A 21810-nucleotide genomic window follows, 5' to 3' on the forward strand; every position below is an offset into this window, starting at 1 on the left:
ATCCCCGCCGATCGGCGCCGGAATGGGCGGCGCAGCGAGCCCGGCGCGCGCCGGCTCCGCACGCGCCGGCTTGATGCGGGTCGGGCCGAAACCGGCGAGCCATTCGAGATAGAGCGCCAGTGCGAACTGCATGGCGATGCCGGCCGCGATCAGCAGCGTGTCATAGGCGAGGCCGCCCGGATTGATCAGCCTCAGCACCTGAGCGGCCATGGCAATCAGCGTTCCGGCAACGAAGACGGGCAGCGAGCGCTTGCCGAGGATCGCCAGCGGGTTGTCGGGCTTGGCGCGGAAAAGGTTCGATACGGCCGGCAGGGCGACTATCAGATAGCTGACCGCGAGGATATGCAGCAGCCGCGGCAGCGACAGGAAGGTCTTGTCGAAGCCGCCGATCACCACCGGCAGATTGAACCAGGTGATCTGCCCCCAGAGTGGGCTGTGCACCCAGATCGCCGCGCCCACCACATAGACGCCGGCGAAACCCACCAGCCACCGATTTACGGGGATAGTGCCGCCGCGCTTGATATGCAGCATGGCGGCAAGGCCGATGTTGAACAGAAACTGCCAGGACAGCGGGTTCAAGAACCAGAGACCCGGCTCGGGATAATTCGGCGGAGCGATCTGCCAGATGCCGGCGACCAGCCACAGCAGCCCGGACACGGTCAGTGCCGCCACGGGCCTGTAGCTGACGAACAGAACGAAGGCCGGCGCCGCCAGAAGCAGCGCCGCATAGACCGGCAGGATGTTGTTGTAGCCGAGCTGATGGCCGAGGGTGACGATGCCGAAAAGCACCTCCGGCGTGTCCTTCATCAGCGGCTCGATGTTGATCATCTCCAACAGCTCCGGGCGGTGGGCGAACACGGCCGTGGCGGAAAACAGGGCGATCACCAGCATGGTGATGACGATGTGGGTGACGTAGAGCACGCCGGCGCGCCGCCACATCTTGAGGGTCGCCAGCAGCCTGCCCCCCGGCTTGAACTTGGTGCCATAGGCGAGCGCCACCGAGATGCCGGAGATCAAAACGAAGGCCTCTGCCGCATCGGAAAAGCCGAGGTTCTTGTAGGTCAGGTTTTCGAAGACGGTACCCGGCACGTGGTCGACGAAAATGGTGAGCAAGGCGAGCGCGCGCAGCACATCGATACGCGTATCGCGTTGAGAAACGGGGATGGTCATCGACAAAAGGCCTCAGAGCTGGTGTTTCATGTCCAGCAATGCGACCCCCGACGCACCGCTTCGATTCCTCCCGTTCGGGAGTGTATCGGCGCAGAAACGGCCCGAAATGCGCCGGGTTCAATCAACTTTCGCGGAGCTTGAAAACATTCCGTTTTGAAGCCGGCAAATCAGCGAAATCACCGTAGAATCAAAAGGATCTGATCATGTCCGAACATGACAGCAAAAACAGCGAGCTGCAGCGTGATCTGCCCTTTTCCTATCGTCTGATCAGACCGGAAAATGCGAGCGGCGAATGCCTTTTCGTGCTGCATGGATCGGGCGTGGACGAAGCGACACTTTTGCCGCTGGCGAGGCGGATCGCGCCGCGCGCGGTGGTTGTCGCAGCACGCGGCCGCATCCGCCAGGAGGACGGTTTTCGCTGGTTCGAGCGAATCACGCCGACCAGCTTCGAGCAGTCGAGCATCCGCGCGGAGACGGCCGCTTTCGCCCAATTCGCGGTGGAAGCCGCACGGCACCACGAGCTTGATCTCACTCGCGCGACCTTCCTGGGTTACTCAAACGGCGCCAATCTGGTTTCCACGCTGATGCTGCTTCACCCGGGCCTCGTCAGGCAGGCGGCGCTGCTCAGGGCCATGCCGGTGCTCGACGATGCGCCGGCGACCGATCTTGCCGCAACGCGAGTGCTGATCATCGCCGGCGCGGCCGACCAGACCTACGGCCCGTTCGCGCCAGCCTTGGTGACGCTCTTCAGCCAGCGCCGTGCCGAGGTCGATGCGCGCATCGTCGCCTCCGGCCACGAGTTCGGCGCCGCGGATGCCGCGATCGCCCGGCAGTGGCTTGCCGCGACCTCGACGCCGGCCGCCTGACGAGAGATAGACGGTGCTGCCGAGGCTAGCCCTGCCCCATCCGGTTCCAGGCATCCAGCCCGGCGATCTTGTAGGCTTCGGCGAGCGTCGGATAGTTGAAGGTGTTGTTGACGAAGAAGTCGACCGTGCCGCCGAGATTGATCACCGCCTGGCCGATATGGATGAGCTCGGTCGCACCCTCGCCGACGATATGGGCGCCGAGCAGGCGGCGCGTGTCGACCGAGAACAGGAGCTTCAGGAAACCTGAGTTGACGCCCATGATGTGGCCGCGCGAGGTTTCCCGGAAGCGCGCCACGCCGACCTCATAGGCGATCCCGCTCTCGCGCACCTGCTCCTCCGATTGGCCGACGGTGGAGATTTCCGGCACGGCGTAGATCCCGTAAGGGAAGGTTTCCGGCGGCGGTGGCAGCGCCACGCCGAAGGCATGGCAGGCAGCCACCCTGCCCTGCTCCATCGAGGTCGAGGCCAGACTCGGAAACCCGATGACGTCGCCGGTGGCATAGATATTGGGCGCGCTGGTCCGAAATGTCTGGGGATCGACCTTGATGCGGCCGCGGCTGTCGGCCTCGATGCCGACCACGTCGAGCCCGAGGCTGCCAAGATTGCCGCTGCGGCCGGCAGCGTAAAGCACGATTTCGGAGCGAATGGTACGGCCATCGGCAAGCGTCACTTCGGCATGATCGGGCTTGGAGGCGATTTCCTTCACCGTGCTGCCGAGGCGAATGGTCATGCCGCGGTCGCGCATCTGATGGATGAAGTCGTCGACGATTTCGCGATCGACGAAATCGAGGATGGTGTTGCGCGGCTCGACCAGCGTCACCGGCACGTCGAGCGCGGAAAAGATGGTCGCGTATTCGACGCCGATGACGCCGGCGCCGATGACGGTCAGCGTGCGCGGCAACCGGTCGAGTTCCAGCATCTCGTCGCTGTCGAAGACGCGCGTCTTGTCGAACGGCACGTCGCGCGGGCGGTGCGGCCTGGTGCCGACGGCGATCAGCGCATTGGCGAAACCGATCTCGCTGTAGTCGCCATTGTCGGTGGTCAGGCTGACCTTGTTGGCGCCGATGAACTTGGCCGTGGCCCGCGCGCTTTTGACCGCGTTGCGCATGAACTGATGCTGTAGCACCTCGACTTCGTGATCGAGCGTCTTGCGCAGGCGCTCGACGAGGTCGCTGACCGAAATATCCTGCTTGACCCGATAGCCGCGCCCGTAGAAGCCGCGCTCGCGCCAGCCGGAGAGATTGAGCACGGTTTCGCGCAGCGTCTTGGATGGAATGGTGCCGGTGTGCACGGAGACGCCGCCGAGACGCCGGCCCCTATCGACGACCAAAACCGACTTGCCGAGCTTGGCCGACTGCACCGCGGCGCGGCGCCCGGAGGGGCCGCTGCCGATGACCAACATGTCGTAATCCATATTCCCCATCCCCTCGGCGTCTTGTTGCGCCGCAGCAGGCTAACGCGATCCGCGCCATAAATTCAATCGCCGCAGCGCGGCTCGCCACACAGCCTGCCGCGCCGGCGTCACGAGCAGTCCATCTTGATTCTGCCATCGGCTTTCACCATTTCAGAGGCGAATGGCCGAGACTGATTCTAGTCTGTTGCGAGGGCATGACACATGAACACGCGCGTGCTGGACGGCGAGATTATCACCACAAGGCTCGAGGATACACGCGCCTACCGCGGCGTGCGCACCAGGCGCATCTTCGCCTTCATCCTCGACTATTTCTTCGTGGCGCTGCTCACCATCCCCTTCGCCATATTGGTCGCCCTACTCGGGCTTTTGACCTTCGGCCTGGGCTGGGCCCTGTTCTCCGTCCTGCTTCCGGCGGTTGCCATCCTCTACATCTGGAACACGCTGGGCAGCCGCGACCAGGCCACAACCGGCATGAAGATCATGGGCATCCGGCTTGAGAGGCTCGACGGCACGCGCATCGACGGCCTGACCGCCGTCGTGCATTCGGTGCTGTTCTGGGCCGGCAACGTCATCCTGACGCCGCTGGTGCTGCTGGTCACGCTGTTTTCCGATCGCAAGCGCACGCTGCACGACCTGCTTCTCGGCACCGTCGTCACCCGCACCGATAGCTGACGATATGTGCGGCCGCCCTCGCCGCGCCGGTTGTGCTAGATTATGAACAGCTTGGGCCGGCCGAGACAGCACAATCCTGTTGAATTTTTCGCCGGCCGGGCCAAAGGTAGGACGATTCGCAGGAGCGTGTCCAAGAATCGATGACGCAGCATCCGACCCAGTCGCCGCAGTTCTTCCTGACCGCGCCGTCCCCGTGCCCCTATCTGGAGGGCCAGTTCGAGCGCAAGGTGTTCACGCACCTTGTCGGCGACAAGGCGCCCGAGATGAACGATCTGCTCACGCAAGGCGGCTTCCGGCGTTCCCAGAACATCGCCTACCGGCCGGCCTGCGAATCCTGCCGCGCCTGCGTGTCGGTGCGTATCCTGGCGCAGGAGTTCACCGCCAGCCGCAACATGCGCCGTGTCACCCAGCGCAATGCCGACCTCATCGGCGCCATGCACGACGCGCAGCCTTCCACCGAGCAGTATTCGCTGTTTCGCGCCTATCTCGACGCGCGCCATCGCCGCGGCGGGATGTCCGACATGACAGTGCTCGACTATGCGATGATGGTCGAGGACACGCATGTCGACACCAAGATCATCGAATACCGGCGCCGCGGCCCCGACACCTTCATCACCGGCAAGGGCCAGGGTGAATTGATTGCCGTAGCGCTGACCGACAAGATGGCCGACGGCTTGTCGATGGTCTATTCCTACTTCAATCCCGATTTCGAGGACCGCTCGCTCGGCACCTTCATGATCCTCGATCACATCGCCCGCGCCAAGGCGATGGGACTGCCCCACGTCTATCTCGGCTACTGGGTCAACGGCTCGCGCAAGATGAGCTATAAGATGCGGTTCATGCCGCAGGAGCATCTCGGCCCGAAAGGCTGGGAACGCTACGACCACGAAGCGGTCAGTCGCTGACCTTTTTTCCAAAGCCCGATCTTAACTGTTTCAAGGGGCAGGAAGCTGGTGTTTCCGCCACTCGCTGGAAGCGTGCGCCATCGAGCCAGCCGCCGCCTGCAAATCATTGCGAGACCAATCATGTCTTCCCACCACGACCATCAGAAAGGCCTGCTGATCACCGCTATCGGCGGCCTGGTGCTCACCTTCGACATTCCCCTGATCCGGCTCGCGGATGGCAGCCCGTGGACCATCATGGCGCTGCGGACCGGGACAACGCTTGTCGCCACCCTGTTGATTTGGGTCGTCTGGCGCGCGGTGCGCGGCAAAGTGCCGAAGCTCATCCCCGGCTGGTCGGGCCTGGCGGCGGCGATCTGCTACGGCCTGACTTCGATCACCTTCGTCACCGCCGTCTATCATACCTCGACCGCCGACCTCGTCTTCATCCTGGCCTTCAACACCGTCTTCGCGGCGCTGCTCTCCTGGCTGTTCCTCAGAGAACGACCGCGGCTGAGCACCGTGATCGCAATGCTGGCGATGATCGTCGGCGTGCTGATCATCGTCGGCGGTTCGGTCGGCACCGGAAAACTGTTCGGCGATTTCATGGCGCTCTGCTCGGCCTTCTTCGTCGCACTCGCCATCACCATCTCGCGCGCCAGCGGCAAGGACATGGGCTTCACCGCGCTGGTCGGCGTCGTCTTTCCGCTGGCGCTCGCCGCATTCATGGTCTCGGGTGAAGGACTGCACGTCAACGCGCCGTGGTGGATCATCTTCAACGGCGCGGTGATCATGCCGATCTCGTTCTTCTGTCTCGCCGCCGGCCCGAAATATATTTCAGGGCCGGAGGTGGCGATGTTCTACGTTCTGGAGACGGTGCTCGCGCCCGTCTGGGTCTGGCTGGTCTTTGCCGAGGCTCCGACACGAAACAGCCTGATCGGCGGCGCGATCCTGATCGTGGCGCTGGTAGCGCACTCGCTCTGGCAATTGCACGAAGGCCGCAGGCGCCGCGCGGCGCTCGCCGTCGCCTACCCGGCCTGAATTTTCCTGGTCTCAGGCGCCGTCTCGATCCGTGGCGGCCCGTTCCCTTCTTCAGCGGCAGGTGGAAGCTCATCCATCAGCTCGACCTCGCGCAGCCATTCGCGCCAGATGGCGACGAGCAGCGCCATCAGTACAGGGCCTATGAAGAGGCCGAGGAAGCCCATCGTCTTGACGCCGCCGATCAGGCCGAAGAAGGTCGGCAGGAAAGGCAGCTTGATCGGCCCGCCGACCAGCTTCGGGCGCAGCGTCTTGTCGACGATGAAAAGCTCGACCGCGCCCCAGACGAACAGCGCGAGGCCCGCAAACAACTTGCCGCTGGCCGCGAGGTAGATCGACACCAGCGTGAAGGAGAGCGGCGCGCCGCCCGGGATCAGCGCCATGATGCCGGTAAGCGCCCCGAGCGTGACCGGCGACGGCACGCCGGCCAGCCAATAGGCGACGCCGAGCACCACGCCCTCGCCGATGGCGATGACGGTCATGCCGGTGACGGTCGATGAAATGGTGGCCGGCACGACGCGCGAGATGCGCTCCCAGCGCGTCGGCAGGATGCGCTCGCCGAGGCGATCGACCTGCGCCGCGAAGCCCTCGCCGTCGCGATAGGCAAAGAACAGCGCGATCAGCATGAAAAGCAGCGTGAGCAGCAGCCCGAAGGCGCTGCCGCCGGCGGCCAGCGCGCCGCGATAGATGGTGCCGATGTTGGAGCCGCTGACCATCTGGATCAGTTCGCCGATGCCGCCGGGATGGCCGAGATTGGCCGTCCACTGCTGGTTCAGCCATTCACCGACGACCGGCATGGTGGCGATCCATTGCGGCGTGGCGGACCCGTTGCGGTTGGTCTCGATCGCCCACACCACCCACTCGCGAAGCTCGTTGATGGCGTAAGTGCCGGCGAGCGCTATCGGCACCACCAGGAAGGTCAGGATGAACAGGATCGCGAGGGTCGCGGCGATCGTGCGATTGCCGCCGACCCCGGCGAGCAGCCGGCGGTAGAGCGGCCAGCTGGCGAAGGCGATGACGAGCGCCGCCAGCACCGGGAACAGGAAGCCGTGAAAAAAATAGACGCCGGCGGCGACGATCAGCACCAGGAGCCAGCGCGCCGCCGACAGCGGCGGGATGACGGCTGCCCTCAGCGGCGCCGACAGACCGAACAGGCGCTGCCCTGGTTTCTGGATCTCAGCCCGCTTCAACCCTGCGGTTCTCCCCTGCCAGCTCCGATGGTTGCTTATGCACCATCATAGTGCAGCAATCGTGACGATAGTCCAAATGTTTGCGCCTAGCCTCCTCCCATGTGGGAGAAGGTGGATGGGCGCGTAGCGCCGAGACGGATCAGGGATGTTCCAGCGGAGTGAGGTGTCTGTGTTCCCTGGAACACCCTCGTCCGTCGCCTTCGGCGACACCTTCTCCTACAGGGGAGAAAGGGGGAGCCTGGCTAGCCGAACTTCCCCGTCCTCGGGAAACCCTTCGGCACCATGCGACCTGCGGCTGCACGGGCGCCGATCCACTCGGCCAATTCCTCGCGCGATTTGGTGAAGGTGCGGTCGGCCGAATCCTGCCAGGTCAGCCCCGCTGCAATCGCGAAAGTCTTCAGGTCCAGCACGCCGCCGTCCTTGTATTTCTGCAGGCGCACACCCTTGCCTCGCGCCATTTCCGGGATTTCGGACAGCGGGAAGATCAGCATCTTGCGATTCTCGCCGACGATGGCGAGATGGTCGCCGGCAACCGGAATGCAGCGTTTGGCCTCGTCCGGCGCTTTGACGTTCATCACCTGCTTGCCCTTGCGGGTGTTGGCGATCACCTCTTCCTCGGAGACGACGAAGCCGTTGGCGTCGTAGGAAACCAAGAGCAGCTTGCGCTTCGGGTCGTGGACAAAGGCGGTGACGATGTCCTGGTCGTTCTCCATGTCGACGATGATGCGGATCGGCTCGCCATGGCCGCGCCCGCCCGGCAGCCGATCGGCGCCGATGGTGTAGAACTTACCGCCGGTGGTGAAGACCAGGATCTTGTCCGTCGTCTGCGCGTGGAAGGCGAGCTTCAGGCTGTCGCCTTCCTTGAAGGCAAGCTGCGAATAGTCGGTCAGGTGCCCCTTCATCGCGCGTAGCCAGCCCTTTTCCGAAACCACGACGGTGACAGGCTCGCGCTCGATCATGGCGTGCGCAATATCGGTGAGGTCATGCTCGGGCGCGTCGGCGAACTGGGTGCGGCGTTTGCCGAGCTCGGTCTCCGGACCGAACTTCTTACGAACCTCAGCGACTTCCCACTTGATCGTCGCCCATTGCTTGGCGTCGGAGACAAGCAATGCCTCGATCTGCTTCTTCTCCTCGGTAAGGCCGTCGAACTCCTTGCGGATTTCGATCTCTTCAAGCTTGCGCAGGGCGCGCAGCCGCATGTTCAGGATGGCTTCGGCCTGATTGTCGGTGAGCGACCAGCGGGCCATCATCACCTGCTTGGGCTCGTCCTCCTCGCGGATGATCCTGATCACCTCGTCGATGTTCAAATAGGCGATCAGATAGCCGGCCAGGATTTCCAGCCGCTTCTCGATCTCGCCTAGCCGATATCTCGAGCGGCGGATCAGCACGTCGCGGCGGTGATCGAGCCATTCCTTCAGCACGCGCTTCAGCGACAGGACGTTCGGCACCTTGCCGCGCGACAGCACGTTCATGTTGAGCGGGAAGCGGCTTTCGAGCTCGGTCAGCTTGAACAGCGATTCCATCAGGATGCCTGGATCGACGCTGCGGCTCTTCGGCACGAGCACGATACGGATATCCTCGGCGCTTTCGTCGCGGACGTCCTCGAGCAGCGGCAGCTTGCGCGCCATCAGCAGCTCGGCGATCTTCTCGATCAGCCTGGCCTTCTGGACGCCATAGGGGATTTCCGTGACGACAATGCTCCAGGTGCCCCTGCCCTGGTCCTCCTGGCTCCATCTGGAGCGCACGCGGAAACCGCCGCGGCCGCTCTCATAGGCTTCGAGGATCGAGGCGCGGCTGTCGACGATGATGCCGCCGGTCGGGAAATCCGGCCCTTGGACGAAATCCATCAGCTTCGCCACCGGCGCGTCCGGATGCTCGATCAGATGAAGTGCCGCGTCGCAAAGCTCGGCGGCGTTGTGCGGCGGGATCGAGGTCGCCATGCCGACCGCAATGCCGGACGAGCCGTTGGCGAGCAGGTTCGGGAAGGCGCCGGGTAGAACGGAGGGTTCCTCGTCCTCCTCATTATAGGTCGGCCGGAAGTCGACGGCCTCCTCGGTGATGCCGGCAAGCAGTTCGGTCGCCACCTCCGTCATGCGCGCCTCGGTGTAGCGCATGGCGGCGGCGTTATCGCCGTCGATATTGCCGAAATTGCCCTGCCCGTCGACCAGCGGGTAGCGCATCGAGAATTCCTGCGCGAGCCGCACCAGCGCGTCGTAGATCGACTGGTCGCCATGCGGATGGAACTTACCCATCACCTCGCCGACAATGCGGGCGCATTTGGCGAAGCCCTGATCCGGATTGAGCCGCAAGAGCCGCATGGCATGCATGATGCGGCGATGGACCGGCTTCAGTCCGTCCCGCACATCCGGCAGCGCCCGGTGCATGATGGTCGACAGCGCATAGGCGAGATAGCGCTTCTCGAGCGCTTCCTTCAGATCGACCGGTTCGATGTTGTCGCCGCCGCCATTGTCTTCAGGCGGCAAATGCCTTTTGCCCATGGATTTGGACTAGCCGAGCGGGTGATTCGCGGCAAGCGCCGGGTTGGCAGTCGGCGGATTCGTCGCAAATGGCGACGTGAAGGATTTCACGGAAGCGGCAAGTTGAACATTCCAGTTTGCCCATTCTGCAACCGGCCCCGGCAGCAAGCGGGCTAACCGGCCAACATCAATCTGTTACATGCGCGCTCTATCTGGGCAGGCAACGCGCCGGCGCAGGAGAGCCGCGGTCTTCATGACAAATTCACCGCATCATGCAAAGCGTGCCGGCCGGGTTTGCTTTTCATCGCCGTTTTCGACAAATGTGCCGGGAAACGCCTTGTTCCCGACCCGTTCGTCGCGGAATGGTGATGGAGTAGAATTCAAAAACACTTTTCAGGACAGGGAACTCGCCATGAAAATTCAACGCTCAATGCTCAAGAAACTGGCTTTTTCAACCATTCTGCTGGCCCTGCCGCTCAACACCGCCTTCGCCGCCGATCCGGCGGTGGCCGACCGCGTCAAGGCGGCCCTTGCCGCCCAGGGCGTCGACATTTCCTGGACCGGCGTCTCCGGCGACAATTCGAACGCGGTGCTGCAGGGCGTCTCCATCAAGCCGGCAGCCGAGAAGGAAGCCGTGCCGATCGGCGACGTGAAGCTGGAGGGCATCACCCAGGCCAATGGCGGCTTCGAGATCGCGACCGTCTCGAGCTCGGCCTTCGAGCGCAGCCAGGACGGCGTGACGCTCAATCTCAGCCCCGTTGTCATTCACGGCATGAAGGTGCCGGCCGAAGGCAGCACCGACCCGCTCGGCTCGCTGATGATGTACAAGTCGGCCGAGCTCTCCAACATGACGGTCAAGGTCGGCGACAAGACAGCCTTCTCGATGGACGGGCTGGCCGTCCAGATCACCCCGCCGGCCGACGGCAAAGCGATGGACTTCACCGCCAACACGGAAAAGTTCAACGCCGACCTGACACTCGTCGAGGACCCGAAGTCGAAGGAGGCGATCCAAGCGCTCGGCTACCAGAACATCTCCGGTACGGTCTCGATGGCCGGCACCTGGCAGCCCAGCGACGGCAAGATGGAGCTGTCGAAATATGACATCTCGGTCGAGAATGCCGGCACGCTCGGCATGACCTTCAATCTCGGCGGCTACACCCTCGACTTCATCAAGTCGATGCAGGAGATGCAGAAGAAGTTCGCCGCACAGCCCGAGGGTGCCGACAATTCCGCGCAGGGCATGGCCATGCTCGGCCTCTTGCAGCAGCTGTCCTTCAACGGCGCCTCGGTGCGCTTCGACGACGATTCGCTGACCGGCAAGGTGCTCGACTATGTCGGCAAGCAGCAGGGCATGTCCGGCAAGGACGTCGCCAACCAGGCCAAGGCGATCGTGCCGTTCGGCATGGCGCAGCTCAACAATCCCGAACTGACGGCCGAGGTATCGGCCGCGGTCAACAAGTTCCTCGACGACCCCAAGAGCCTCGAGATCTCGGCCGAACCGCCGGCGTCGGTGCCGTTCGCGCTGATCATGGCCGGCGCCATGTCCAACCCGCTCGACCTGCCGAAGACGCTGGGCGTGAAGGTCAAGGCGAACGAGGACTGATCGGGGCGCTTCGCACCTGCGAGCATTATCCAACGGCGGTTCGGATGATCCGGATCGCCGTTTTCCTACGATCGGGGCCTGACCTCCTCGACGAAGGCGTTCGTCGCTCTATACATGGAGTATGTCGGACCACACCGCCCCGCCGTGACCCTCCTCGGGGTCTCGGGCTTGGCATTCCCGCAGCAATTGGTTGAAATCCGGGTGGTCGCCCACACGCTCCGACCCAATCCTTGAGAAAATGGCTCTGGGAGCGATGGCCAGCCGCCAATCGCTCCCGGAGCTACCATCGATTCAGGATGAGCCCCCGCGTCAGTCCTTCTTCGCGACGGCGACGCGCAGCGACAGCTCCCGAAGCTGCTGCGGGGTGGCCTCCGAAGGCGCGTTCATCAGTAGGTCATAGGCCTGCTGGTTCATCGGGAACATGGTGACCTCGCGCAGGTTCTTGGCGCCGACCAAAAGCATGACGATGCGGTCGATGCCGGCCGCCATGCCGCCATGCGGCGGCGCGCCATACTGGAAGGCGCGGTAGAGGCCGCCGAAGCGCTCCTCGACCGTCTGGCGATCGAGGCCGACCATCTCGAAGGCCTTGACCATGGTCTCCGGCAGGTGGTTGCGGATGCCGCCGGAAGCGATCTCGAAGCCGTTGCAGACCATGTCGTATTGGAACGCCTTGATGCCCAGCGGCTCCTGACCGCTGAGAGCGTCGATGCCGCCCTGCGGCATGGAGAACGGATTGTGGGCGAAGTCGATCTTCTTCTCGTCCTCGTTCCATTCGAAGAACGGAAAGTCGACGATCCAGCAGAGCTCGAAGCGATCGCGATCGACGAGGTTCAGCTCCTCGCCGGCGCGGGTGCGCGCGGCGCCCGCGAAGAAAACGAACTTCTTCGGGTCGCCGGCAACGAAGAAGGCGGCGTCGCCATCGGCAAGGCCAAGCTGCTGGCGCACCGCCTCAGTGCGTTCCTCACCGATGTTCTTGGCGATCGGTCCGGCGCCTTCGAGCTTGTCGCCCTCCTTGCGCCAGAAGATGTAGCCGAGACCCGGCTGGCCCTCGCCCTGCGCCCAGGAGTTCATGCGATCGCAGAAGGCGCGGCTGCCGCCGGTCTTGGCGGGGATAGCCCAGACTTCGGCCTTCGGATCGTTGGCCAGGATGTTGGCGAAGACCTTGAAGCCGGAATCGCGGAAATGATCCGAGACCGCCTGCATCTCGATCGGGTTGCGCAGGTCCGGCTTGTCGGTGCCGTAGGTCCGCATCGCTTCGTCGAAGGGAATGCGGCGGAATTGCTGAGTCACCGGCTTGCCGGCGGCAAAGGTCTCGAAGACGCCGCGAAGCACCGGCTCCATGGTGGAGAGCACGTCATCCTGCTCGACGAAGCTCATCTCGAGGTCGAGCTGGTAGAACTCGCCGGGCAGGCGGTCGGCGCGCGGATCCTCGTCACGGAAGCAGGGCGCGATCTGGAAGTAGCGGTCGAAGCCCGAGACCATGATCAGCTGCTTGTACTGCTGCGGCGCCTGCGGCAGGGCATAGAAGGTGCCGGGATGGATGCGCGACGGCACCAGGAAGTCGCGCGCGCCTTCGGGCGACGACGCGGTCAGGATCGGCGTCGAGAACTCGGTGAAACCGACCTCGCCCATGCGCTTGCGCATCTCGGCGATGATCTTGGTGCGCGCAACGATGTTCCTGTGCAGCGTCTCGCGGCGCAGGTCGAGGAAGCGGTATTTCAGGCGGATGTCCTCGGGGTATTCAGGCTCGCCGAACACCGGCAGCGGCAGCTCCTTGGCCGCCGACAGCACTTCGATCTCGCGCGCGAAAATCTCGATCTCGCCAGTCGGCAAATTGGCGTTGACGGTCTCCGGCAGGCGCGCTTTGACCTCGCCGTCGATGCGGATCACCCATTCGCCGCGCACCGTCTCGGCGACTTTGAAGGCCGGCGAGTCCGGGTCGGCGACGATCTGGGTCAGGCCGTAATGGTCGCGCAGATCGATGAACAGCAGCCCGCCATGGTCGCGCACGCGATGCACCCAGCCGGACAGGCGGACCGAATTGCCGACGTCGGTCTTTCTCAATTGGGCACAGGTGTGGCTGCGGTAACGATGCATTGTCATTGGTGGAGTCCGGAATTGCGGGCGAAAGCCCGGCTCGAAAATTGGCGCGAAAAGCGCATGAGAGGCCGGCTTTGTCAAGGCAAGCGGTCACACGCAGGCGCGGTGCCCCAGGTCAGGCAAAGTGGATTTCGGCACCCAGGCGCTCGAAATCGGCAAGGATGGCTGGAGGCGCCGTCTTGTCCACCACCAGATGGCTTATCGCCTCGGGCGCGGCGACGCGATAAGGCGCCGCGGTGGCGAGCTTGTCGTTGGTGACGGCGATCACGATGCCGGCGCTATTCCTGGCCATGGCGCGCTTGACCTCCGCTTCCGCCGAATCGAAGGCGGTGACGCCACGCGAGGCATCGAGGCCGCAGGAGCCAAGGAAGAACATATCGGCGCCAAGCTGCGCCACGGCGGCCAGCGTATCGCCGCCTACGCAGGTGCCGAGGTCGCGGACATACCGGCCGCCCAGCGCAATCAGCTCGACCAGGGGCAGATCGGCGAGTGCCGATGCGACGCCCAGCGAATTGGTAGCGACCGTCAGCTCGATATCGCGCGGGATGGCCCTGGCGATCGCTTCGTTGGTCGTACCGCCGTCAATGAACAGGGCCTGTCCGGATCTCAGCATATCGACTGCGGCCTTCGCAAGGCGTAGCTTCTCCTCAGGGGCGTGGCGAGCGCGCTCGCTGATCGTTGCCGCTGCGAAAGGCGCCGGCGCTACCGCACCGCCATACACGCGACGCAACTGCCCGGCCTTGGCCAGTTCCCGCAGATCGCGGCGAACCGTGTCTTCCGAAACGCCGAAGCGGCTGGCGAGCTCGCCAGCCAGGACCTTGCCTTCCGCTGCCAGCCGGTGGCGAATAAATTGATACCGTTCCTCGGTGAGCATGCACGATCCTATTTCTTTGTGCATGTTCTTGCATGTTTTGCGTGTTCATGCAAGAAAATGCGCAGTGCCGTCCGCCCTTCCCCGATGGAAAGTCGCAATGACCTTTGGCTTGAAACTCGCCCCTCAGCATCGCGTCTATGCCGGTTTCGCGATCTACTCCTTCGCGATGGGCAACATTTTTCCGCGCTTGCCGGACATCAAGCACGCCATGGCGATCGAGGACGGCACGCTGGGGCTCAGCCTAATCGGGACGCCGATCGGCACTTTGACCGCATTGACGCTCGCGACGCCCGTCCTTGAGCGTGTCGGCTTTCGGCGCGCGCTGCTCTGGCTCGTCCCGCTTCTGGCGCTCGCCTATTCGGTCGCGGTGCACGCGCCGGGGCCGCTTGGGCTGTTCCTGATGCTGCTGCCGGTCGGTCTGATGATCGGCAGCGTCGAGATCATCCTCAATGTCGAGGCCGACCGGACGGAGTTCCTGCTCAAGCGCCGAATCATGAACCGGGCGCACTCCTTCTGGAGCGCGGGCTTCTTCGGCGCCGGGCTGTTCGGCGGCGCCATGGCGCATCTCGGCCTGTCGCCGCAGTTGCATCTGGCGCTGGTGGTGCCGATGGTGACCATTGCAACGGCTCTGTTTCTCGGCGGCTTCGAGCCGGCGCCCGCCCGCTTCGCCAACTCCGGCGACAAGGCGCCGATGTTCGCGCGGCCGACATTGCCGATCCTGGTCCTGGTCGCCGTGACGCTTTCGGCGATGCTCCTCGAAGGCGCCAGCATCGACTGGTCGGCGATCTACATGCGCACCGTCTTCGACTCCGGCCCCTTCGTCGCCGGATTGACGGTGGCGCTGTTTGCCTTCTCGCAGGCAACCACACGCTTTTTCGCCGACTCCTTCGTCGACCGCCACTCGCCAAGCGGGGTCGCGCGCGTGCTCTTGGCAGCGATGGCGGCCGGCGTGCTCATCGTCTTCTTCTCGCCGCTGCCGGCCGTTTCGATGCTTGGCTTTGCCCTGTTGGGCATCGGCAGCAGCGCCCTCTTCCCGCTGGCGATCTCCGCCGCCGCGCAACGGACGGATCGCCCGGCGGCGATCAACGTCGCGGCGCTCTCGCAGATTTCCTTCATCGCTTTCCTGCTCGGCCCGCCGCTGCTCGGCTTCGTATCGGACCATTGGGGCATCCGCTCCGCCTATGGCATCGGCATCCCCTTCATCGCGCTCAGCCTGCTGACGGTAGGTTCACTTGGCCGGAGGCCGGCCGCGGAGAACATCCATGCGTTTCCGGGCGAGACACCTGCTACGGTCGAGCTGGAGATAGAAATACGGGCCGGCAAGGCTTAGGACACCCCTACCCCGATTGGCAGCCCATCTCCTCGGCCGGGTGCAAGGATGTGAAGTTGCATTTGCCGCTGGCGTTGACAGGATCTATGGTCCAAGAAGAGGTCACAGATCCGTGATTGCCTCTCTTTAATGTCGTCCATCCGCCCGCTTATTCCGCTCCTGATTGCCGCAGGCATCCTGCTTGGCGGCAACGGGCTGCAGGGCACGCTGATTGCCCTGCGCGGCGCGCAGGAAGGCTTTTCCGCTTCCGATATCGGCCTGATGGGCACGTTCTATTTCGCCGGTTTCCTGCTCGGCTGCCTGGCCGTCACGCGTATCCTGAAGGCGGTCGGCCACGTCCGGACTTTTGCCGCGCTGGCCGCGATCGCCTCGGTCGGCACGCTGCTTCTGGTGCTCGTCATCGACCCCGTCATGTGGTGCGCGGTGCGCTTTGCCGGCGGCTTCTGCTTCGCCGGCCTGTTCACCGTCATGGAAGCCTGGCTGAATTCCGGCGTCGGCAACAAGGACCGCGCCCGGGTGCTTGCCATATATCGCATGGTCGACATCGGCTCGGTTACCGGCGCGCAATTCCTGATTCCGATCTTCGGCGCCGGCGGCTTCGCCATCTTCGCCGTCATGTCGATGATGATCACCTTTTCGCTGGTGCCGGTCTCGCTCGGGGACCGCTCGAACCCGGCGCCTCCGGAAGACGTCAAGCTCGACCTGCCGCGCGTCTGGCGGATCTCGCCGCTCGGCTCGATCGGCTGCATCGCCGTCGGCCTCACAAACAGCGCCTTTCGCACGCTGTCGCCGGTCTATGCCGAGGAGATCGGCATGTCGGTTGCCGATGTCGTGACCTTCGTCAGCGTCGGTATTTTTGGAGGCGCCCTCATCCAATATCCGCTTGGCTATCTCTCCGACCGCCGAGACCGGCGCTCGGTGCTGTTGGCGACGACGTGCTGCGCCATGCTTGCCGCGCTGGCGCTGGCCTTCGTGGCGCGCGCCGACCCGTTCCCCAACTTCATCATCGTTTTCATCTTCGGCAGCTTCGCCATGCCGCTCTATTCACTATCGGCAGCGCATGCGAACGACCGCGCCGGCAAAGGCGAATTCGTGCTGATCAACGCGGCGTTGATGCTGTTCTACTCCTTCGGCGCGATCGGCGGTCCGATTGCGGCCTCGGCGGTGATGCAACATTTCGGGCCGAGCGCGCTGTTCGTTTTCAACGCCGTCGTCTATGCCGTTCTCATCATCGTGATCCTCTACCGCATGCAGGTGCGGTCGGGTGTGCCGGCCGGCAGCCGCAGCCGCTTCACCGCGCTTTTGCGCACGTCGACGCTGTTCGCGCGACTGGCGCGGCGGGGCGGCGATTCCGACAAGCAGGACTAGAGCGTTTCAGCGTTTCGCGGAAGCGCCGAACCGCTCTATCTCTTTGTTTTTACGCAATTCCGGACGGAAAACCGTTCGTCACTTTTCCTGGAATTGCTCTAACTGCGGCTTGACGAAAGCGCTTGCGGCTGAAATTGAAAGAGGCCTGATATGATGCCAAAAGCGAATTGATGCACGTCATCACCACCCAGAAAGAACTCGAGAGCGTCATCGCGGCGTTCGAAAAGTCCGAATTCGTAACCGTCGATACCGAATTCATCCGCGAAACGACCTTCTGGCCGATCCTCTGCCTCATCCAGATGGCCGCGCCGGGCGTGACGGCGCTGATCGATCCGCTTTCGCCCGACATCGACCTCAAACCCTTCTTCCGGCTGATGGCCAACGAAGCGGTGGTCAAGGTTTTTCACGCCGCACGCCAGGACATCGAAATCATCGTTCATCTGGGCGATCTGGTGCCGCATCCGGTGTTCGACACGCAGGTGGCGGCCATGGTCTGCGGCTTCGGCGACAGCGTCTCCTACGATCAGCTGGTGCAGCGCATCACCGGCGCGCGGCTCGACAAATCCTCGCGCTTCACCGACTGGCGGCACCGGCCGCTCTCGGACAAGCAACTCGAATACGCGCTCGCCGACGTCACCCACCTGATCAAAGTATATGAGACCTCAGCGCCGAGCTGAAGCGCGAGGACCGCGCCCACTGGCTCAACGAGGAGATGGACGTCCTCACCTCGCGCCAGACCTACGATCCGCATCCGGAGGATGCCTGGAAGCGGCTGAAGATGCGGCTGCGCAAGCCGCAGGAGCTGGCGATCGTGCAGGCGGTGGCGGCATGGCGCGAACGCGAGGCGCGCGAGCGCGACGTGCCGCGCGGCCGCGTGCTCAAGGACGATGCGATCTACGAAATCGCGCAACAGGCGCCGCGCGACGCGACTGCATTGGGGCGGCTGCGGACGACGCCGAAGGGCTGGGAGCGTTCGGCGACGGCAACCGCGCTGCTCAGCGCCGTCAACACCGCCCTTTCCCTTCCGAAGGAAGCGATGCCCAAACTGCCGAAGACGTTCCAGCCGCCGGAGGGCTCGAGCGCGGCGGCGGAACTGCTCAAGGTGCTGCTCAGGATCGTCGCCGAGAAGGAAGGAGTCGCCTCCAAGGTGCTCGCCTCGAGCGACGACATCGACCGCATCGCCGCCGAGGGTGATGCCGCCGACGTGCCGGCGCTGCAAGGCTGGCGGCGTGCCGTGTTTGGCGAACAGGCGCTTAGACTGGTGCGCGGCGAGATCGGCATCAAGTTCGACAAGCGCAGGATAGCGGTGTTCGACCTCTAGAGCGCGTCGCGCCGAAACGGATTCCGGCAACCGCTTCAAATACTTGAATTTCATGGCGTGTCGTTGTCCCAGAACCGCGCACGCTTCTGGGCGACATGCATCAATCTACACCGCCCCAAGCAGGTGCAGCGCGAACCAGATCCAGGCGACGAGAAGGATGCCCGCGCCGAGGAAGAAGGCGCGGCTGCGGTGCAGCAGATAGTTTCTGGTGAGATGAACCCAGGCGTGCACATAGCGCGTCACGACGAAGAGCCACATCAGCGTCAGCGTCAGGTAATTCACGCCATTGGTAACGAACAGCGCCAAGCATAGCACGTGAAAGAGGACCGGCAGCTCGAACTGGTTGATGAGGTTGTTGGCGACGGTAACGCTTGAGGCCGGCTCGGTCGAGCGGACCTTGTACTGGCTGATCTTGGCCTCGCCGGACTTCACGGCAAGATAACGCCGCTTCAGCATCACCAGATAGACGATGTAGACCAGCAGCACCTGCGCCAGCATCGGCCAGAAGATGGCGGTCTGGTTCATCTTGCCCCTACCGTTTAACGTCGCCGCTGCCCGGCAAGCGCCAGGACCGCAACGACTGCGAAGGGGATCGCCAGAAGCGTGAACTTTGTCACGGTCAGCGACGAGGCGAAGGCCAGCGAGTCGGGATTGGCCGACTGGAAATCCGACAAAAGCCGCGCCACGGCGAAGTTCTGCGCGTAGTCGGCGATCGTATAGGGCAACACCAGGACCAGTGCCGACAGCGCTTTCAATTGCGCGGGCATGGAGCGGAAAGTGCTCAGCCGCCTGCCGAAGGCCAGGATCAGGCTGAGCAAGGTGAGCGACAGCAGCGCCGGGAAGAGCAGATCAAACGTCAGATAATGCCAAACGATGATGATCTCGCTGCCGCGCCGGCCGAGCGCCGTCAGCCATGCCATGCCCTCATCCGGCGTGAAGCCGGTAACACGCATGTCGAGCGAAGGAAGCCCGCCGCTCAGGTGGCGGAAATAAAAGAACTCGAGCGCCGTCATGGCGATGAAGATCGCCGCGGACCCAATCGAGAGCGCCGCCGCGTGACGCGACAGGCGCAACACCGTGACGATCAGGTTGCGCCATAGCCCCAAGCGATCCGGCCGCTCGTCCGCCTGATCAAAGTCCGCCCGGATAGTTCGGGCTTTCGCGGGTGATCGTGACGTCATGGGCGTGGCTTTCACGAAGTCCGGCGTTTGATATGCGCACAAAGGTGGCGCGTTCGCGGAACTCGGCAAGATCGCGCCCACCGACATAACCCATAGCGGCTTTCAGGCCGCCCGCAAGCTGGTGCAGCACGCCAGCCACAGGTCCTTTGTAGGGAACCTGGCCTTCGATGCCCTCCGGAACCAGTTTCAAGGTGTCGCGCACCTCGGCCTGGAAGTAGCGATCGGCCGAGCCACGCGCCATGGCGCCGACCGAACCCATGCCGCGATAAGCCTTGAAGGAGCGGCCCTGGTGCAGATAGACCTCGCCCGGACTCTCGTCGGTGCCGGCAAGCAGCGAGCCGATCATGGCGGCACTTGCGCCGGCGGCGAGCGCCTTGGCGAGATCGCCCGAATATTTGATGCCGCCATCGGCGATGACGCTCACGCCCGACTTCTCAGCGGTCTCCACCGCCGACATGATCGCCGACAGCTGCGGCACGCCGACGCCGGCGACGATGCGGGTGGTGCAGATCGAGCCGGGGCCGATACCGACTTTGACGGCGTCGGCGCCGGCGTCGATCAGCGCCTGCGTGCCCTCGGCGGTGGCCACGTTGCCGGCTAGGATGCGCACCGAATTGGAGAGCTTCTTCGCCCGCGTCACCGCGTCCAGCACGCGCTGCGAATGGCCGTGCGCGGTGTCGATGACCAGAAGGTCGACGCCGGCATCGATCAGGCGCTCGGCGCGCTCGAAGCCGTCGTCGCCGACGCTGGTGGCGGCCGCGGCGCGCAGCCGCCCCTGAGCGTCCTTGGTGGCGTGCGGGTTGAGCTGCGACTTCTCGATATCCTTGACGGTGATCAGGCCGACGCAATTGCCCTTGCGGTCGACCACCACCAGCTTCTCGATGCGATGCTTGTGCAACAGGCGCTTGGCCTCGTCCTGGTCGACATTCTCTTTCACCGTGATCAGGTTCTCACGGGTCATCAATTCGTAGACCTTCTGCGACGGATCGGAGGCGAAGCGCACGTCGCGGTTGGTGAGGATCCCGACCAGCCGGCCGACCGTATGACCGCCGGTGCCGCCGTTCTCGACCACCGGAATGCCGGAAATGCCATGAGCGCGCATCAGTGCCAGGGCGTCGGCGAGCGTGGCGTCGGGGCCGATGGTAACGGGATTGACCACCATGCCGGATTCGAACTTCTTCACCTGCCTGACCTGCTCGGCCTGCTCGGCCGGCGAGAAATTGCGGTGGATGACGCCGATGCCGCCGGCTTGCGCCATGGCGATCGCCAGCCTCGCTTCGGTGACCGTGTCCATGGCGGCCGAGAGGATCGGCACGTTGAGGTCGATGTCGGTGGCGATGCGGGTGCGGATATCGGTCTCGCCGGGCATGACCTCGGAATGGCCGGGCTGCAACAGCACGTCGTCGAAGGTCAGCGCCAATGCGCCGGTGGACGTCTCGATGATTTTTGCCATGGCCAGTCCTTTTTGAATGCGGAAAAGGCGCTGGGCCGAAATGGCCAGCGCCGACTCTCATCTTCCCTTTCAGGATTGGCGCTGGCTGGTAACACGTCCCGCAGGCGATGAAAAGCCGATCGTTGCGAGACGCTTCAGGTTCCTATTCCGCACCTAGGAGAGCATCCAGCAGAGCGTGCCGCGGCGATGCAAAAGGATTGACGACTGTTACACCGCCCCAGGTAAAGCCATCCTGCAGATCTTCCGACAGGAGTAGCCGGCAACCCGTTTGCGAAGCAGTCGAAAGAATGACAGCATCCCAGATGCCGAAACGATGGTCTGCCGCAAGATCGACAGCCTTCATCATCACTTCCGGCGTCGTTCCGGCAACCGCGAAGGCGTCGCTCCAGCTAAGCAGCTTATCCCGAGCTTCCTGGGAATGTCTTCCGGCCTTGCGGACGAGAACATTGAACAGTTCGCCCAGCACCTGGACCGGAATGACTGCGGCCTCTCGTGGAAGGTTGCGTAGCAGTTCGATAACGACGTCGCGCTTCTCTGCGTTGTTAACGCCCTCAGCATAGGCCAGGACCTTGGGGTCGATGGCGACCTTCACCGATCGTCCTCATAAAGTTCATCGCGGGTCCAGTGTCCGGCATTGAGGATCGGCTGCCGTTCGAGGCGCGACAGCAATGCTGCGTGCGAGCGGGAGGCCACGCCCTCGTGCTTCTGCGCAGGCACGATCCGCGCCACCGGCCGCCCATGGGTGGTCACGACGTAGCTGTGGCCCTCGCGTACATCACGCAGGATGTGGGAGAACCTGCGATTGGCATCGGCTGCCGAAACGGTTTCGTCCATGGCTGCATAACCTGTAGTTATTTTCACTACAATAACCC

18 protein-coding genes and 1 pseudogene are annotated in these 21810 nt (G+C 63.8%); 8 read left to right on the plus strand and 11 right to left on the minus strand.

Going from position 1 to position 21810, the window contains the following annotated elements; all coding sequences use genetic code 11:
* Positions 1-1170: OpgC domain-containing protein (opgC, locus tag EOA32_RS13880; RefSeq protein WP_128372063.1), on the minus strand; the 1170-nt coding region annotated here is incomplete at its 3' end.
* A gap of 203 nt (positions 1171-1373) precedes the next feature.
* Here opgC and EOA32_RS13885 point away from each other — a divergent pair.
* Positions 1374-2036 carry an alpha/beta hydrolase gene (locus tag EOA32_RS13885; RefSeq protein WP_095778626.1) on the plus strand — a complete coding sequence of 221 codons (663 nt, stop codon included), beginning with the start codon at positions 1374-1376 and terminating at the stop codon, positions 2034-2036.
* Positions 2037-2061: 25 nt separating this feature from the next.
* On the opposite strand, the gene sthA is transcribed toward EOA32_RS13885, so the two are convergent.
* The gene (sthA, locus tag EOA32_RS13890; RefSeq protein WP_128372064.1) at positions 2062-3450 is read right to left on the minus strand and encodes a Si-specific NAD(P)(+) transhydrogenase; all 1389 of its coding nucleotides are present in this window, start codon (positions 3448-3450) and stop codon (positions 2062-2064) included.
* Positions 3451-3651: 201 nt separating this feature from the next.
* Between sthA and EOA32_RS13895 the strand changes: the two genes are divergently transcribed.
* The 3 genes from EOA32_RS13895 (at position 3652) to EOA32_RS13905 (ending at position 6044) form a co-directional block, all read left to right on the plus strand.
* On the plus strand, positions 3652-4122 hold the full coding sequence (locus EOA32_RS13895; protein ID WP_067329997.1) for an RDD family protein: 471 nt from the start codon (positions 3652-3654) through the stop codon (positions 4120-4122).
* A gap of 140 nt (positions 4123-4262) precedes the next feature.
* Entirely contained in the window at positions 4263-5027 is a 765-nt protein-coding gene (locus EOA32_RS13900; RefSeq protein ID WP_067000678.1) for an arginyltransferase, read from the plus strand.
* A gap of 120 nt (positions 5028-5147) precedes the next feature.
* Positions 5148-6044: a DMT family transporter gene (locus EOA32_RS13905; RefSeq protein ID WP_095801258.1), complete on the plus strand. Its 897-nt coding sequence runs from the start codon at positions 5148-5150 to the stop codon at positions 6042-6044.
* On the opposite strand, the gene EOA32_RS13910 is transcribed toward EOA32_RS13905, so the two are convergent.
* Both EOA32_RS13910 and parC read right to left on the minus strand, forming a co-directional pair.
* Complete coding sequence (locus EOA32_RS13910) at positions 6032-7231, minus strand: AI-2E family transporter (protein WP_067000672.1); 1200 nt, start codon at positions 7229-7231, stop codon at positions 6032-6034. The genes EOA32_RS13905 and EOA32_RS13910 overlap by 13 nt on opposite strands.
* Positions 7232-7473: 242 nt before the next feature.
* Entirely contained in the window at positions 7474-9729 is a 2256-nt protein-coding gene (parC, locus tag EOA32_RS13915; RefSeq protein ID WP_128372065.1) for a DNA topoisomerase IV subunit A, read from the minus strand.
* Between the two features lie 391 nt (positions 9730-10120).
* Between parC and EOA32_RS13920 the strand changes: the two genes are divergently transcribed.
* A complete protein-coding gene (locus EOA32_RS13920; protein ID WP_095828559.1) occupies positions 10121-11311 on the plus strand; it encodes a hypothetical protein in 1191 nt (396 codons plus the stop codon).
* 309 nt (positions 11312-11620) lie between these two features.
* Here EOA32_RS13920 and aspS read toward each other — a convergent pair whose 3' ends face one another.
* Together aspS and EOA32_RS13930 are read right to left on the minus strand one after the other, a co-directional pair.
* On the minus strand, positions 11621-13408 hold the full coding sequence (aspS, locus tag EOA32_RS13925; RefSeq protein WP_189407132.1) for an aspartate--tRNA ligase: 1788 nt from the start codon (positions 13406-13408) through the stop codon (positions 11621-11623).
* A 118-nt stretch (positions 13409-13526) separates the two neighbouring features.
* Positions 13527-14285, minus strand: a complete 759-nt coding sequence (locus EOA32_RS13930; RefSeq protein WP_128372067.1) for a DeoR/GlpR family DNA-binding transcription regulator — start codon at positions 14283-14285, stop codon at positions 13527-13529.
* Positions 14286-14382: 97 nt separating this feature from the next.
* Here EOA32_RS13930 and EOA32_RS13935 point away from each other — a divergent pair, with 97 nt between their 5' ends.
* From EOA32_RS13935 to rnd, 3 genes and pseudogenes are all read left to right on the plus strand, one after another.
* Complete coding sequence (locus EOA32_RS13935) at positions 14383-15615, plus strand: MFS transporter (RefSeq protein WP_067000654.1); 1233 nt, start codon at positions 14383-14385, stop codon at positions 15613-15615.
* A gap of 129 nt (positions 15616-15744) precedes the next feature.
* Entirely contained in the window at positions 15745-16983 is a 1239-nt protein-coding gene (locus EOA32_RS13940; protein WP_128372068.1) for an MFS transporter, read from the plus strand.
* Positions 16984-17153: 170 nt separating this feature from the next.
* A pseudogene (rnd, locus tag EOA32_RS13945) lies at positions 17154-18304 on the plus strand (ribonuclease D).
* A gap of 105 nt (positions 18305-18409) precedes the next feature.
* On the opposite strand, the gene EOA32_RS13950 reads toward rnd, so the two are convergent.
* The 5 genes from EOA32_RS13950 to EOA32_RS13970 form a co-directional block, all read right to left on the minus strand.
* Positions 18410-18829, minus strand: coding sequence for an MAPEG family protein (locus EOA32_RS13950; protein WP_067000646.1), 420 nt, complete (start codon positions 18827-18829; stop codon positions 18410-18412).
* 14 nt (positions 18830-18843) lie between these two features.
* Positions 18844-19392, minus strand: a complete 549-nt coding sequence (locus EOA32_RS13955; RefSeq protein WP_245322393.1) for a hypothetical protein — start codon at positions 19390-19392, stop codon at positions 18844-18846.
* A 43-nt stretch (positions 19393-19435) separates the two neighbouring features.
* Entirely contained in the window at positions 19436-20938 is a 1503-nt protein-coding gene (gene guaB / locus EOA32_RS13960; protein ID WP_067000642.1) for an IMP dehydrogenase, read from the minus strand.
* 142 nt (positions 20939-21080) lie between these two features.
* On the minus strand, positions 21081-21530 hold the full coding sequence (locus EOA32_RS13965; RefSeq protein ID WP_128372069.1) for a PIN domain-containing protein: 450 nt from the start codon (positions 21528-21530) through the stop codon (positions 21081-21083).
* On the minus strand, positions 21527-21772 hold the full coding sequence (locus EOA32_RS13970) for a type II toxin-antitoxin system prevent-host-death family antitoxin (RefSeq protein ID WP_095783229.1): 246 nt from the start codon (positions 21770-21772) through the stop codon (positions 21527-21529). Before EOA32_RS13970 ends, EOA32_RS13965 begins: the two co-directional genes overlap by 4 nt.
* Between the last annotated feature and the right edge of the window lie 38 nt (positions 21773-21810).

Origin of the sequence: Mesorhizobium sp. M1A.F.Ca.ET.072.01.1.1, from assembly GCF_004023325.1 — a bacterium.
GTDB lineage: Bacteria > Pseudomonadota > Alphaproteobacteria > Rhizobiales > Rhizobiaceae > Mesorhizobium.